Annotated in this window: 13 protein-coding genes; 4 read left to right on the top strand and 9 right to left on the bottom strand. The window is 65.2% G+C overall.

Going from position 1 to position 14,414, the window contains the following annotated elements:
- Positions 1-109 precede the first annotated feature (109 nt).
- On the bottom strand, positions 110-868 hold the full coding sequence (locus tag P0Y59_18470) for a methyltransferase (GenBank protein ID WEJ98909.1): 759 nt from the start codon (positions 866-868) through the stop codon (positions 110-112).
- A gap of 31 nt (positions 869-899) precedes the next feature.
- Entirely contained in the window at positions 900-1,649 is a 750-nt protein-coding gene (locus P0Y59_18465; GenBank protein WEJ98908.1) for a methyltransferase, read from the bottom strand.
- A gap of 856 nt (positions 1,650-2,505) precedes the next feature.
- Between P0Y59_18465 and P0Y59_18460 the strand changes: the two genes are divergently transcribed.
- Both P0Y59_18460 and P0Y59_18455 read left to right on the top strand, forming a co-directional pair.
- Complete coding sequence (locus P0Y59_18460) at positions 2,506-3,672, top strand: serine hydrolase (GenBank protein ID WEJ98907.1); 1,167 nt, start codon at positions 2,506-2,508, stop codon at positions 3,670-3,672.
- A gap of 232 nt (positions 3,673-3,904) precedes the next feature.
- Positions 3,905-4,150 carry a hypothetical protein gene (locus P0Y59_18455; protein WEJ98906.1) on the top strand — a complete coding sequence of 82 codons (246 nt, stop codon included), beginning with the start codon at positions 3,905-3,907 and terminating at the stop codon, positions 4,148-4,150.
- A 220-nt stretch (positions 4,151-4,370) separates the two neighbouring features.
- Here P0Y59_18455 and gyrB read toward each other — a convergent pair whose 3' ends face one another.
- The 3 genes from gyrB to recF form a co-directional block, all read right to left on the bottom strand.
- A complete protein-coding gene (gyrB, locus tag P0Y59_18450) occupies positions 4,371-6,860 on the bottom strand; it encodes a DNA topoisomerase (ATP-hydrolyzing) subunit B (protein WEJ98905.1) in 2,490 nt (829 codons plus the stop codon).
- A 105-nt stretch (positions 6,861-6,965) separates the two neighbouring features.
- Entirely contained in the window at positions 6,966-7,742 is a 777-nt protein-coding gene (locus P0Y59_18445; protein ID WEJ98904.1) for an OmpA family protein, read from the bottom strand.
- Between the two features lie 84 nt (positions 7,743-7,826).
- On the bottom strand, positions 7,827-8,897 hold the full coding sequence (recF, locus tag P0Y59_18440) for a DNA replication/repair protein RecF (protein ID WEJ98903.1): 1,071 nt from the start codon (positions 8,895-8,897) through the stop codon (positions 7,827-7,829).
- A gap of 116 nt (positions 8,898-9,013) precedes the next feature.
- On the opposite strand from recF, the gene P0Y59_18435 reads away from it, so the two are divergent.
- The gene (locus tag P0Y59_18435; GenBank protein WEJ98902.1) at positions 9,014-9,580 is read left to right on the top strand and encodes a carboxymuconolactone decarboxylase family protein; all 567 of its coding nucleotides are present in this window, start codon (positions 9,014-9,016) and stop codon (positions 9,578-9,580) included.
- Here P0Y59_18435 and P0Y59_18430 read toward each other — a convergent pair whose 3' ends face one another.
- Together P0Y59_18430 and P0Y59_18425 are read right to left on the bottom strand one after the other, a co-directional pair.
- Positions 9,581-10,369, bottom strand: coding sequence for a Coq4 family protein (locus P0Y59_18430; GenBank protein ID WEJ98901.1), 789 nt, complete (start codon positions 10,367-10,369; stop codon positions 9,581-9,583).
- Positions 10,370-10,507: 138 nt separating this feature from the next.
- Entirely contained in the window at positions 10,508-11,452 is a 945-nt protein-coding gene (locus tag P0Y59_18425; protein ID WEJ98900.1) for a LysR substrate-binding domain-containing protein, read from the bottom strand.
- On the opposite strand from P0Y59_18425, the gene P0Y59_18420 reads away from it, so the two are divergent.
- The gene (locus P0Y59_18420; protein ID WEJ98899.1) at positions 11,443-11,886 is read left to right on the top strand and encodes a UrcA family protein; all 444 of its coding nucleotides are present in this window, start codon (positions 11,443-11,445) and stop codon (positions 11,884-11,886) included. The two genes, P0Y59_18425 and P0Y59_18420, sit on opposite strands and share 10 nt — an antisense overlap.
- A 341-nt stretch (positions 11,887-12,227) precedes the next feature.
- Here P0Y59_18420 and dnaN read toward each other — a convergent pair whose 3' ends face one another.
- Together dnaN and P0Y59_18410 are read right to left on the bottom strand one after the other, a co-directional pair.
- Positions 12,228-13,340 (bottom strand): DNA polymerase III subunit beta, encoded by a 1,113-nt coding sequence (gene dnaN / locus P0Y59_18415; GenBank protein WEJ98898.1) that lies wholly within the window; start codon positions 13,338-13,340, stop codon positions 12,228-12,230.
- Between the two features lie 144 nt (positions 13,341-13,484).
- Entirely contained in the window at positions 13,485-14,090 is a 606-nt protein-coding gene (locus P0Y59_18410; protein ID WEJ98897.1) for an outer membrane beta-barrel protein, read from the bottom strand.
- Positions 14,091-14,414 lie beyond the last annotated feature (324 nt).

Below are 14,414 nucleotides of genomic sequence, written 5' to 3'. Positions count from 1 at the left end.
CGTCACCCCGGACTTGTTCCGGGGTCCACCGTTCCGCAAGAGCCTCGGCTGCGATTCCTGCCGCACGGTTGATGCCGGAAAAAGTCCGGCATGATGGTGGGTCCCGTGCCTAACCCGGCCTGCGGAACTTGTAGATGAACTGATCGGTCTTCCCGCGGATCGTCTTGTCGAACACCGGCAGGTGATGGTCGTCCGCCGGATTGGCGAGCAGTTTGTTCTCGCCGACGAATTCGAAACCTGCTGCCGTCACCTGCCGCTTCACGATCGCCGGGTCGATCCGGTGGAGCGTATCGGTATCGCGCATGCCCGATCCCGCCGCCGCTGCATGGTCGATGATCAGGAAGATGCCGCCCGGCTTCAACGCGGCGAACGCGCCCTTGTTGAGCACCGCCGGATCGAGCGATCCCATGAACTTGTCAGGATAGTCGTGGTAATTCTGCGAGGTGAAGACGAGATCGGCCTTGATCGGTGCGGTGATCTCGGTCGCCGGCTTGATCGATCCGCTGACATTGCCGAACTCGGGGGTGGCGGCGAGCTTGCCATAGGCAACCACATCACCCCGGGCTTCCAGGGCATAGGGCTTGGGCCAGATGCCATAGACATGGCCCTTGGGCCCGACCGCCCGGGCGAACAGCCGGGTCCAGTATCCGCCGCCGGGGATCAGGTCGATCACCACCCCGCCTTTGGACAAGCCGGAAAAGGCCAGTATCTCCGGCCCATGCCGGCGTGCGTCCTGCCCGACATCCTGCGCGCGCGCTGGATCAGCGGCGGTCGCGGCGACGTCGACGGGTTTGGGAGGACTGGCCTGTCCACACCCTCCGATCACGCATCCCGCAAGCAGCAGCGCGATTGTCGATCGAGCGATCATTCCCATCCTCCCTCTTGTCTCCGGTACCGGATCAGCCCGGCTTGCGGAATTTGTAGATGAACTGGTCGGTGTGGCCGCGAATCGCCGGGTCGAACACCTTGAGGCTGTGGTCGTCGGCCGGATTGCGCAGCGCGTCGCTCTCGCCGACAAAGGTGAATCCGGCGGCGATCACCTGCGCCTTCACCGCCGCGGGATCGATCCGGTGCAGCGTGCTGGTGGTGGTGATGCCGGTGCCGGCCGCGCTGGCGTGGTCGACCACGATATAGGTGCCGCCCGGCTTCAGCAGGTTGAACACGCCCTTGTTCACCGCTGCGAGCGCTGCCTCGCCGCCGGCATTGGCGACGTCATGGTAATTCTCGACCGTCCAGAACAGGTCGACCGGCTTGTCGCTCGCCGGAATATCGACGGTCTGCACCATCGGCGTGACGTTCGCCAGCTTGCGGCCCTTCAGGTCATCGACGGTCGCGGTGGCGCGGCTGGCGGCGACGGCCGGCCACATCGGATAGACATGCCCCTTGGCACCGACGACGCCAGTGAAGATGCGCGTCCAATATCCCTTGCCTGGCAGGTAATCGATCACCGTGTCGCCAGGGCCGACGCCCGAGAAGATCAGCGTCTCGGCCGCCTTGCGGCGTGCATCGTCGACCGCCTGGTCGGCGCGCGCGGGATCGGCAAGAGCGGCGGAGACGGCCTTCCGGGTCTGGGCGGCGGGATGGTCTTTCGCGACCGCCGCCGTCGCCATCAGCGCCACGATCGCGACACCTGTCAGTGCAACCCTCATGCCCGTCTCCTTTGCTTGGTCTGCCTTACGGCGATTGTTGCAAATGGGGGCCACAGAAAATCGCCGATTACAACCGATTCCTTAAAGCGATTGTGCTGGTTGGAAGGTCAGCGATCCCGCGGAGGCGGATCGGAGACCTCTCAACCAGTTCGGGCACATGTGAATCGGTGATTTAAGATTCGAGAAGGCCGCCTTGCCCCGGTCCCGAGATCTGAAATCTCCGCAATATCAGTGCGTGCTGACATGCTCGACTTTCAAATGCGGCATCGCGGATGGGAAGATCGCCTGATAACGTCCGGGTGCTTCGTCCTGCGCGGTGGGGCCGGGGTGCCGTTCGTTCCTGGATACCGGCCGTTGAGCCAAGCCTCCGATGAAGCAACCCCGGCCACATACGGGACGCGCGCGCGCGAATCGGACGGGGCATGGCCAATGAATCGTATCCGGATTTCCCGGCCTTGAGGATCGATAGAATCTGAAATCGGGCGGCAGTCGCTGAACGCCGGGCTGGCCCGAGCCGCCGCGCCACGGCAGAGTTGCCAAGAGCTATTCCGGGCTTGCGCCGGGGACATGCATTCCATCAGGAAGAAGGTGAAGAGCGGGATTTGCCACATGCGTTCCCTCCAGATTGCAACTGACCGAGACGCGCCACCATTCACCGATGAAGGGGTGCCATTGACCGAGCCATGGTAGCGGAGCGCGCCGCAAACGGCTCAACCGATGGCATGAACAACACATCGCTCAATCACCGAGACGAACGCGCCGCCGCTCATCCCGCTTTGGCGACCGCAACGCCGCATAGATATTTCAACACACAATAGCAGCCGCTGTATTTCTCACGCTTCGGGATCACCAACTAATGCTCGACAAAATTTCCGCCGCAATCGGCCTGATTGCAGCCATGGGCGGCCTTCCCGCCAGTGCGAACGCCCGCACATCGTCGTTGGCGGAGGCAGATAACAAGACCGTCGCAATCGAACAGTTGGTCCAGAGCGAGATGGCCGAGCGCGGCATTCCGGGGCTCCAGTTGACGGTCGTACGGCATGGCAAGATCATATTCACCGGCGCTTATGGTCAGGCGAATATCGAAACCTCGACCCGCGTAACCAAACAAACCGTCTTCCCGGTCAACTCGATGAGCAAGGCCGTTGCCGGTGTCGCGGCGATGCAGCTCGTCGAGGCCGGAAAGCTGGATCTCGACGCGCCGATCCGAACCTATCTCGAAGCGCTTCCGGAATCGTGGAGCGGCATTACCGTTCGCCAGCTTCTGAGTCACATGTCGGGGCTGCCCGAGATTTCGGACGACAACCTCCGGCTGCTCGACGGCGCCGAACCCGAAGCCGCCTGGGCAAAGGTGCAGGCGCTTCCCCTCAAGCTCTCACCGGGGACGAAATTCGACTATACCCAGACCAACTATGTCGTGATGGGGAAGATCATCGAGAAGCTCACGGGGAAGTCCTATGCCGACTTCGTGCACGATCGGCAGTTCGACGCCGTCGGAATGGAACGGACGCGCTTTGCCGATGTGACCGGCGCCACAACCAAACCTCAAGAAGCGCAACTCTATACGCATTTGACGTTGAAGATTGATGGGATGAAGACCGTCGGCGTCGAACGGAGCAAGCTTCCGTTTGTGCGCGGTGAACCGTGGACAGAAATCCTGTTCCCGGCCGGTGGCGTCCGAACCACGTCGACCGATTTGGCAAAGTGGGTTATCGCGCTGCAAAAACAGAAGCTTGTCAACAAGGACAGCCTGGAACAGCTCTGGAAACCGCAGCCGCAGAAAGACGGAACCTATCGCGGCTTCAGCTCCACCATAAATGGCTATGGACTGGGATGGCCATCCGCCCGGCGTGCCGATCATCCTGCGATCACACCCGTCGGCGGAGCCCGCGCCGCCATATTCATCTATCCCCAGGACGATCTCTCGATCGTCGTTCTGACGAACCTGATGGGCGCTTCGCCCGATAAGTTCGTCGACAGGATTGCCTCGCTCTATATTCCCGGCTTCTCCGTCGAAAAGTGACGGCAGCGTCTCGCAGCGAGGCCATCTACATCTTCAACACCCGCAACAAAGCGACCGACTACAGCTCGGGCGACCTGTTTCACTTCGAACATTCGGCCAGCTACCCAGTCGCCAGGAAGCTGCGGCTCGGCGTCAACGGCTATTCTCTGGGACAGACCGTCGACCATCGCCAGTTTGGCGTGGCCGTAAACGGCGATGGCAATCGCGGGCGCGTGGTCGCCATCGGCCCGGGTTGCACTATGACTTGGGCGAGGTGGGCTTCGACCTGAAGGCGCTCGAGGAATTCGACGCGCGCAACCGCGCCGAGGGGACGAGCTTGTGGCTCAAGATCGTCACTGGCTTCCGATCTCAGCGCAGGCCGTGCACGGCGCCGCGGAGCGCCACCCCCGCACGACTCATCGGCGCGGCAATCATGATCTACGGAGTTCTGCTCGCGCTCTTTGGTGATCGCTTCCCGCGTCTCTCCGTGGCGGGGTAATGACGGCAAGACCCTTCGCTTCTCGCGCACGAACGAGGGCATATCCAGACGATCAGAAGCGCGCGCTTCGAAATCCGGAAGACGCATCGTTCCGGCTATTTTACGTCCATGTGGCCGCTATGCCGCGTTTCAGCCGACGTCGCTGCGGGCAACCAATCGGCTAAAACGAACAGTGTATTGCTATAAAATAGCAACGTATCACCTTACTCCAGAGTTTCTACTACACGTCCAGGTTCACCACGCTCAGCGCATTGTCCTGGATGAACTCGCGGCGGGGCTCGACGACATCGCCCATCAGCCGGGTGAAGATCTCGTCGGCCACATCGGCCTGCTCGATCTCGACCCGGAGCATCGAGCGGTTCTGCGGATCGAGCGTGGTTTCCCAAAGCTGCTCGGCGTTCATCTCGCCCAGGCCCTTGTAGCGCGAGATCGCCAGGCCCTTGCGCCCCGCCAGCAGGATCGCATCGAGCAGCTGGCTCGGCCGCGCGACCATCGTCTCGCCCTTGCCGACCGTGACGGGGGCGTCATCCTCTTCCTCCGCCGCGTCGGCTTCGGCCTGCGCGGCGGCGGCCGCCTTGGTCGATACGAGCTTGGCTGTCTGGGCGAAGGCATCACCCTGTTCGACCGCCAGCGTGTGGAGCTTGCGCGCCTCGGCCGAACCGAGGAACGCCGCCTCGATGATGTGATGATCGGTCACGCCGCGCCAGACACGCTTGAACTGGATGCTGCCTTCCTCGGTGACCGAGGCCGACCAGCGTGCGTCCGCGTCGGCCGCGTCGAGCCCGCGCACCACCGTTTCGAGCAGCACGCCGCGTGCCTCGTTTGACAGGGCCGGGTCGAGCACGCCGCTCATAGCCAGCGCCTCGACCATGGTCGGGTCGTAACGGCGCGGCACGTACCGCATGAGGGTACGCATCCGCCGCGCATGGTCGACGAGCGACCGCAGGTCAGCGCCGTTCCGCGCCCCGCCGGCGCCTTCAAGCACGGTCGACGCGACGCCGTTCTCGACGAGATATTCGTCGAGCGCATTGTCGTCCTTCAGATACACTTCGGACCGGCCCCGCGTCGCCTTGTACAGCGGCGGCTGGGCGATGAAGAGGTGCCCGTTGCTGATGATCTCGGGCATCTGCCGGTAGAAGAAGGTCAGCAGCAGCGTGCGGATATGCGCGCCGTCGACGTCTGCGTCGGTCATGATGACGATCTTGTGGTAACGCAGCTTCTCCACGTTGAAATCGTCGCGGCCGATGCCGGTGCCCATCGCCTGGATCAGCGTGCCGATCTCGCGGCTCGACAGCATCCGGTCGAAGCGCGCGCGCTCGACGTTCAGGATCTTGCCGCGCAGAGGAAGGATCGCCTGGAAATGCCGGTCGCGGCCCTGCTTGGCGGAGCCGCCGGCCGAGTCACCCTCGACCAGGAACAGCTCGGACTTGGCCGGATCGCGCTCCTGGCAGTCGGCGAGCTTGCCGGGCAGCGAGGCGATGTCCATCACGCCCTTGCGCCGGGTCAGCTCGCGCGCCTTCTTGGCGGCTTCGCGCGCCGCGGCTGCGTCGATGATCTTGGCGACGATCGCCTTGCCGTGCGCCGGATTCTCCTCGAGCCATTCGGCCAGCTTGTCGGCCATCAGGCTTTCGAGCGGCTGGCGTACCTCGGACGAGACCAGCTTGTCCTTGGTCTGCGAGCTGAACTTCGGATCGGGCAGCTTGACCGAGACGATCGCGGTCAGGCCCTCGCGCATGTCGTCGCCGGTCAGCGTCACCTTCTCCTTCTTCAGGAGGCCCGATTTGTCGGCATAATTGTTGAGCGTGCGGGTCAGCGCGGCGCGGAACGCCGCCAGATGCGTGCCGCCGTCACGCTGCGGGATGTTGTTGGTGAAGCAGAGGACGTTTTCGTAATAGCTGTCGTTCCATTCGAGCGCGACGTCGATCGTCACGTCATCGCGGGTCCCGGCGATCGCGACCGGATCGGGCATCAGCGCGACCTTGTTGCGGTCGAGATATTTCACGAACGCGGCGATGCCGCCCTCGTAATAGAGCTCGACCGTCTTGGTCTCCTCGTGCCGCGCGTCGCTCAGGAACAGGCGCACGCCTGAATTGAGGAAGGCAAGCTCGCGATAGCGATGCTCGAGCTTCTCGAAGTCGAATTCGGTGATCTTGAAGGTGGCGGGCGACGGGAAGAAGGTCACGCGCGTGCCCTTCTTGCCCTCGGCGGGGCCGACGACCTTCAGCGGCGCGACCGCGTCGCCGAACGCGAAGCGCATGTAATGTTCTTCATTGTCGCGCCAGATCGTCAGGTCGAGCCATTCGCTGAGCGCGTTGACCACCGAGACGCCAACGCCGTGCAGGCCGCCGGAGACCTTGTACGCATTGTCGTCGGAGGTGTTCTCGAACTTCCCGCCGGCATGGAGCTGGGTCATGATGACCTCGGCCGCCGACACGCCTTCCTCGGAGTGGATGCCCGTCGGGATACCGCGGCCATTGTCGGTCACCGAGACCGAGCCGTCCGGATTCAGCGTGATGTCGATCCGGTCGCAATGGCCGGCCAGCGCCTCGTCGATCGCGTTGTCGGAAACCTCGAACACCATGTGGTGGAGGCCCGAACCATCGTCGGTATCGCCGATATACATGCCGGGGCGTTTGCGGACCGCGTCGAGGCCCTTGAGCACCTTGATTGAATCGGCGCCATAGTCGTTCTTGTTGGGATCTTCTGCCATGCCGAGCATATAGGGATTCGGGCACGGAAACGGAAGCAAAATGCCAAGGCCGGACGGCCGCCCGCTCCCGGCGGACGACCGTCCCGCGGTATCCGGTTCTCCGGCTCAGTCGGCGCGGGCGAAGCGATCCGCGCGCTGGCCGAGCAGGGTCACCTCGACCCGGCGGTTCTGGCGCATGCCGGCCGGCGTTGCATCGGTCGCCACCGGATCGGCCTTGCCATGCCCGACCACCGAGAAGCGGGCGCGCGTCACGCCCAGATCGTCGAACGCGGTCCGCACGCTGGCGGCGCGGCGTTCCGACAGCGCCTGGTTGTGTGCGTCGGTCCCGCGGGAGTCGGTATAGCCGTCGATCGCCACCCGCACGCCCGGCTCGGCCCGCAGATAGCCGGCGAGGGGCCGCAGTTTCTCGATCGCGCCGGGGCGAAGTTCGGCGCTGTCGGTGCGGAACAGCACGTCCTCCTGCAGCCGCAGGGTCGCGCCGCGTGTGGTCTGGCGGAAACCATAGCTGCGCATTGCGCCATGGTCCCATCCGCCGCCGCGGCCCTGGTCGACCACCACGACGCGGTCATGCGATTCCCAGTCGAACCGGTCGCGGCGCTGGCCGGCGATCCGGGCGAAGGCCCGGTTGGCGGCATCGGCCTCGCGCGGGCTGATCCGGCCGTCATGGTTGAAATCGAAATTGCGCATCACAAAGGCCCGGCCGCGATTGGTCCGGCGCAATTCGGGATAGAGGATCGGCACGCCCGCGCCCGTCAGGCCATAATCGCGGTCGCCCGCGCGCCCGCCGCCCCAGTCCCAGCGGTCCTGCGCCAGCGCTGGGGTGGCCCCTGTCACGACGGCGATCGCGGCCAGCGCCGTGGCTATCATCGGGTTCTTCGTCATTGGTCTTCTCCCATGGCCCCCGCCATGGCAGGCGTCTGCCGCCCGGCGCTTGAACGCCCAATGAGCCGCTTCGACAGTCGAGGTTCAGCGTTGCGCCGGTCCAAGCGTCAGGCGGAAGGCATCGGGACCGATCCCGTCGAACAGGGCGGATTCGGTGCCGGTCATCCATATCTGTCCCTTGCCGGCAAGCCGGTCGAACAGCGCGGCGCGGCGCATTGGGTCGAGATGCGCCGCGACCTCGTCGAGCAGCAGGACAGGTTCCTGCCCGATCCGCTCGGCGACCAGGTCGGCATGGGCGAGGATGATGCTGAGTAGCAGGGCCTTCTGCTCGCCGGTGGAGCACAGGGCGGCGGCCTGCCCCTTGGCGAGATGCGTGACGGCCAGGTCGGTACGGTGCGGGCCGGCCAGCGTTCGGCCCGCCACGGTATCGCGGCGGCGACCCTGGGCGAGGTCGGCTGCGAGAGTCTCGCCTGCCCCGGTCCAGCCCTCAAGCATGAGGCCGGCTCGCGCGAACGGCCCCTCGGGCTGCTCCGCCAGCCGCGCGGCGAGCGCCGCCACCGCCTCGCGCCGGGCCGTATCGATCGCTGTGCCATGCTCAGCCATCTGCGCCTCGAGCGCGCTCAGCCATTCCGGATCGGCGGCGCGGATTCCCTCGTTCGCCTCGGCCAGCAGGCGATTGCGCGCCCGCATCGCCGCCTCGTAGCGGTTCGAATGGACCGCATGGCCCGGGTTCAGCGCAAGGGTCAGCCGGTCGAGGAAGCGCCGCCGCTCGCTCGCCGGCTCGACGAAGAGGCGGTCCATCGCTGGCGTGAGCCACAGCACGGTCAGCCATTCGGCCAGCGCGGTCGCCGCCGCCGGCGCGCTTTGGACACGGACGATCCGGCGTTCCGGCGCGGTCGGCTGAGTCCCGGTGGCGATCTCGACCTCGCCCGCAAGGGCCGCGGCCACCCCGAATCCCCCGCTTCCCCCCTGCCGCGCCATCTCCCCCAGTGCCGCGCGGCGAAGCCCGCGCCCCGGCGCGAGCAGCGATACCGCTTCGAGGATATTGGTCTTGCCCGCGCCATTCTCCCCGGTCAGCACCACGAAGCCCGGGCCGGGCTCGATCACGGCATCGGCATGATTACGGAAATCGGTAAGGACGAGGCGAGACAGCATTGCGGCAGCCTTAGCGCGTTTCCCGTGCTGTCGCGCCGTTTTCGCGAAGTGCCGCTATAGCGGGGTCGGGCGCGCCGCTCGCCATGCGCCCGAGTCGTCCGCAAAGGATATTGCCCATGCGCCTCCCGCTGATCGCCCCCGCCGACCTGACCGATGCCCAGAAGCCGCTTTATGCCGACATGAAACAGGGCATCGCGTCGAATTTCAGCGATTTCAAGACGCTGGCTGACAACGGCGCCCTGATGGGCCCGTGGAATCCCTGGCTGCACGAGCCGGTGATCGGCAAGGCGGTGTGGGATCTGACCAAGGCGATGTCGATGCAGGCGACCCTGCCGGACCCGGCGCGTCAGGTCGCGATCCTGGTGACCGGGGCGCATTTCGACGCCGCCTATGAACTCTACGCGCACATCGCCGTCGCCGAGCGCGAAGGCATGCCGCCCAAGCGCTTGTCCGAGCTTTGCGCGAACGTGAAGCCGGCCGATCTCGATGCGGAAGAAGGCGTCGCCTATGACGTCGCCTTCGCGCTGGTGAACGGGGGTGTGCTGCCGGAACCCTGCTACCGGCTGGCGGTCGACACCTTCGGCCAGCACGGCGCGAACGAGCTGATCTATCTCGTCGGCCTTTATGCGCTGGTCTCGATGACGCTCAACGGCTTCAACGTGCCGGTGCCCGAACGCGAATGATCAGGCGGCGAGCTGTTCCGGAACGGCGCTCTTGTCCTTGCGCGCGCTGAGATAGGAGGCAAGCTCGGCCCCAAGCTCGCGCTGCGCGTGCAGATAGGCGGTCGGCGTCGGGATGCCGAGCCGCGCGCGCGCGGCCTCGATCGGCTCGTGCATCAGCTTCTCGTAATCCTCGCCGGCGACCCATTTCGCCTTGCGGCCGTTGCGATACCCTTCGATCACCGCGCGGGCGAACAGGGTGCTGCCGGTGACGCGGATGCTCTTCAGCGCGGCCGCCCCGCCGATGAACGCCCAGCCGAGACCGCCGACCTGGGCATAGCTGAACGCGACCAGCGCCGCCTCGCCCATGCTTTCGTCGGCCTTGTATCCCGTCAGCACGTGCCAGATGTCGTGCGTGTCGCGGATGCGCCGGCCGAACCAGGCATAGGGGTGCGGCATGTCCTCTTCGCGGTTGATCTTGCTGATGTCGGCAAGCCCGTCCGCCGAATAACCGGTCGTTTCGAGGAAATGGCGATAGGCGGCACCGACCGTGCCGGGCGCGAACGACGCGACATAGGCCCTGTCGACGAAGCGTTCGGCCAGCTCGATCCGCTCATAGGCCATGCGCCCGCCCTCTCCGGTGGCGATGAACTTGCCGTAATTCGCTGCCGTGCTGCCGACGTTGAGCGCGTGCATGATACGGAACACCTGAGTCGTATCGTCGCCATCGGCGAGCAGCTTGCGGATCGCATCGAATGCGGTCCGCCAGTCGCGACGTCCGGTCGTACCGGGGAGGGGAGGAAGCTTTGCCATCGACTCGATCCTTACTGACAATCATGTTAATAAGGCGCTCGCCACGGAAATGCAAGACCGAACGTGCGACAGGGTCGCAATCTGTCCCTTCCCCGACATCCGCGCCGGATCACGCGGCGCGAATCCGGGGGGCGCGAATCAGGCAGACTGTGTCGGGCCGGGATCGGGCAGCGGCACGAGGATGCCGTAGGGATCGTCCCCGGCCGCGCGCCTGACGGCATCGAGCAGCCAGTCGCGCAGGGCGCGGACCTTCGCCATGTTGCGCTTGTGCTCCGGGTACACCAGCCAGAAGGCGTTGCCATAGGTCGCCACATGCGGGAATGGCTGGACCAGAAGGCCGGCGTCGATCGCCGGCTGGAACATCGGCGGGCTCAGGACAGCAACGCCGTGGCCGGCGATCGCCGCATGACCATCGAGCACCTGCGATTCGAAACGGATGCCGGTGGGGCCGGCCCCTCCCCCATCGCCGACCTCCTGCGATTCGAACCAGAGATCCCACCAGTCGTCGTCCGGTGACAGGCGCACGGTCGACCGCAGGTCAGCGAGCGTTTCAAGCGGGTGGCTCGCCAGGAAGGAAGGGTTCACCAGCGGCGTCACCGGCATCCGCATCAGGAAATGCGATACCAGGCCGGGCGCGGGCGCCGGCAGACCCCGAATGGCGACATCGAATTCGCTCGACTCGAGATCCACCATCTGGTCGGTCGCGTCGAGGCGCACCGCGAGATCGGGGTGGGCGATGTGGAATTCGCCGAGCCGGCCGGCGAGCCAGTTGGTGGCAAGGGTGCGGGGCGCCGTGATGCCGAGGATCGTATCGCTCTCGGCGCGCGCGATGGCGAAGGCGTCGCCTAGCGCCTTGAACGCATCGGTGACCCGCGGCGCGATCCGGCGGCCGAGATCGGTCAGGATCATGCTGCGGCCCTTGCGGATGAACAACGGTGCGCCCAGGCGCTCCTCCAGTAGCTTCATCTGATAGCTGACCCCGGCCTGGGTCATCGCCAGCTCCTCGGCCGCGCGGCTGAAATTCTCGTGGCGCGATGCGGCCTCGAACACGCGGACAGCGGACAAGGGCGGGATTGGAAGCATCGATCACCTATAAGGACAGCTTGCAGATGGCGTCTGTCGCTTTGTTGGTATCTGCCACGGCGTGGAGTCAAGACGGACGGCGTCGATCACGACGAACGAAGGACGCTCCCATGCTGAAATTGTTGATCCCGGTTGCTCTCCTGAGCGCCATTTTACCCAACGCCGCCCACGCGATCGAAAATCCCGCCGATGTTCATATCGCCTATCGCGACCTGAACCTGAAAAGCCCGTCCGGCGTGCGGATGCTTGACCGCAGGATCGAGCGCGCCGTTTCCCGAATCTGCGTCGAGGACGGGGCGCTGGACATGCAGCGCAGGCTGGCCGTCTTCCATTGCCGGCGGGTAGCGCTTGAGAAGATCGCCGGCCAGCGTGCGGCGGCACTGGAAAACGCGGCGCGCGGGAATGTCGAGCTGGCGGCGCGCGCTGATCGATAGCTCGGGTGACGACGCGCTCAAGCGCCGGGGCAACCTCATACCGCCCCGGCGCGTCCGCCTTTGTCGATGTGCAAGTCAAGCTGATATATGATAGCGATCGCGAGGCTCTGCCCGGCGCGCGCCATGATTGATCGGGCGCACGCCGCGACTGAAAATGAAGCGTAGCGGCCTTGTAGGCATTCCCTGTGCTTCGGCCGGAAATCCGGCACGATGCCCCGACGTACCGAAATCGGCCCGAGGCGACTGACAGGGGCGCCGCATTCGCGTGGAGCTTCTTCCGCCCGGCATTGCCATTGCGGATGGCGATAGGACGATGGCGAGGCCAATCAGGCCTCAGCGCATCACACCCGCATCGGCATCAATACGTAAAGCGCCGACGACTTGTCGTTCTCGCGGATCAGCGTCGGGGCGGCGGCGTCGGCGAGGTGGACCTCGATCGTGTCGCCTTCGAGCTGGCCGAGGATGTCGAGCAGATAGCGGCTGTTGAAGCCGATCTCGAACGGCATCGCGGCATAATCGCCCGGGACTTCTTCGGCGGCGGTGCCGTTTTCGGGGCTCGTCACCGACAGGATGATCTTGTCGCGGTCGAGGCCCATCTTCACCGCCCGCGTCTTCTCGGTCGCGATGGTCGACACGCGGTCGACGCCTTCCTCGAAGCTGCGCGGGTCGATCTTCAGGATCTTGTCGTTGCCGGTCGGGATCACGCGGCTGTAATCCGGGAAGGTCCCGTCGATCAGCTTCGACGTCAGCAGCGCCTGGCCCAGGTCGAACCGGATCTTGGTGGGCGACAGCGACACGCCGACCGAGCCGTCGATCTCGTCGAGCAGCTTGCGCAGTTCAGCCACGCATTTCCGCGGGATGATCACGTCGGGCATGCCCTCGGCGCCGTCGGGGCGCGGCATCGTCACGCGGGCGAGGCGATGGCCGTCGGTCGCGGCTGCCTTCAGCACCGGCTGGGGATCGTCCGACACGTGCCAGAAGATGCCGTTGAGATAATAGCGCGTCTCTTCAGTCGAGATGGCGAAGCGCGTCTTGTCGATGATCTGCTTCAGCGTCTCGGCCGGCAGCTCGAAGCTGACCGGCAGCTCGCCCTCGGCGATCACCGGGAAATCGTCGCGCGGCAGGGTCCCGAGCTGGAACTTGGCGCGGCCCGCCATGATCGTCATCTTGCCGTCGGCGGCGGCAAGGCTGACCTGGCTGCCCTCGGGCAGCTTGCGCGCGATGTCGAACAGGGTGTGGGCTGAAACGGTGGTCGCGCCGGGCTGGTCGACGGCGGCCGAGACGGTCTCGTTGATCTGGAGATCCAGGTCGGTCGCCATCAGCTTCAGCCCGCCATCGGCGGTCGCCTCGATCAGCACGTTGGACAGGATCGGGATCGTGTTCCGGCGCTCGACCACCGACTGGACGTGGCTGAGGCCCTTCAACAGCGTTGCGCGTTCGATCGTCGCCTTCATCTCGTTCCCCCGGGCCGCCGCCCATTTCTTTCCCTCCGAGCATGCGCACCGGGGGCAATTCGCCGTCTCCTTTCCTTAACGATAAAAGGGGCCGGGGCAAGCGCCCCGACCCCTTGTTTTACGCCTGTTAACAGACGATTCGGCTCAGAAGCGGTAGCCGATGCCGCCCAGCACCTGATTGCGGTTGGCGTTGATGTCGTAATTGCCGGCTTCGCCGTAATGCGAGTAGCGGTATTCCGCCTTCACATAGGCCTTCGGCGTGACGTTATATTCGATGCCGCCGCCGACACGGTAGCCGTCGAGGTTGGTGTGGTCCTCGATCCGCGCGGTACCGACCGCATAATCGGTGTTGATCCGGGCGTTGGTGTAGCCGGCCTTGGCGTAGATCAGCGCGCGCGGCGAGACGGCATAGCCGATGCGGCCACCGACATAGAAATCGCGGCCCGCGCTGACGCGGAGGCGGTCGCCGGCGGTCAGCACATTGGCTGCGCGGATCTTGGTGGTGGAACCGGTGACTTCGCCCTCGACGCCGAGCACGACGCCGCCGACCTGCGCGTCATAGCCGAGCGCGCCGCCATAGGTGAAACCGTCCTTGCCGGTCGAATTGGAATCGCCGTCGCTGACATGATCATAGCCGCCCAGGGCTTCGACCCGAACGCCGGTGAAGGGTGCCTGGTCCTGCGCGAAGGCGGGGGCGGCGAGACCGAAGCCGAGAGCAGCAGTGGCGGCGGTGATAACAAGCTTACGCATAACGATGACTCCGTTGAACATTCCCGACAGTGTTGGGCCGGGAAGCGGGAAATAGGCGTGCGCGCTCGAAGTTGCATGAACCTCAGATAAACAAGGAAAAGCGTTGCTTTTGCGCCACACGGGCTTGAAACCGGGACAGGCAATTCCAAGGCGCGGGCCCCCGGTCGGTCGGACATCATCGCTTGCCATCGGGAAACATTGTCGAACGTCTTGCGCTCATTGCAGGGCACCCGCTGAACCTTGGGCAGTGAGGAAAAGCGTTGCTTTTGCCCCGCCCGGGGACGAAGGCCCGGAGGAATTTCAAGGGCAGGGCGGGGGTGTCGC

The sequence above is a fragment of the Candidatus Sphingomonas phytovorans genome, assembly GCA_029202385.1.
In the GTDB taxonomy this organism is placed as follows: Bacteria; Pseudomonadota; Alphaproteobacteria; order Sphingomonadales; family Sphingomonadaceae; genus Sphingomonas; species Sphingomonas phytovorans.
The sequence above is the reverse complement of the archived record's forward strand: the minus strand, read 5'-3'. Positions and strand labels throughout refer to the sequence as shown.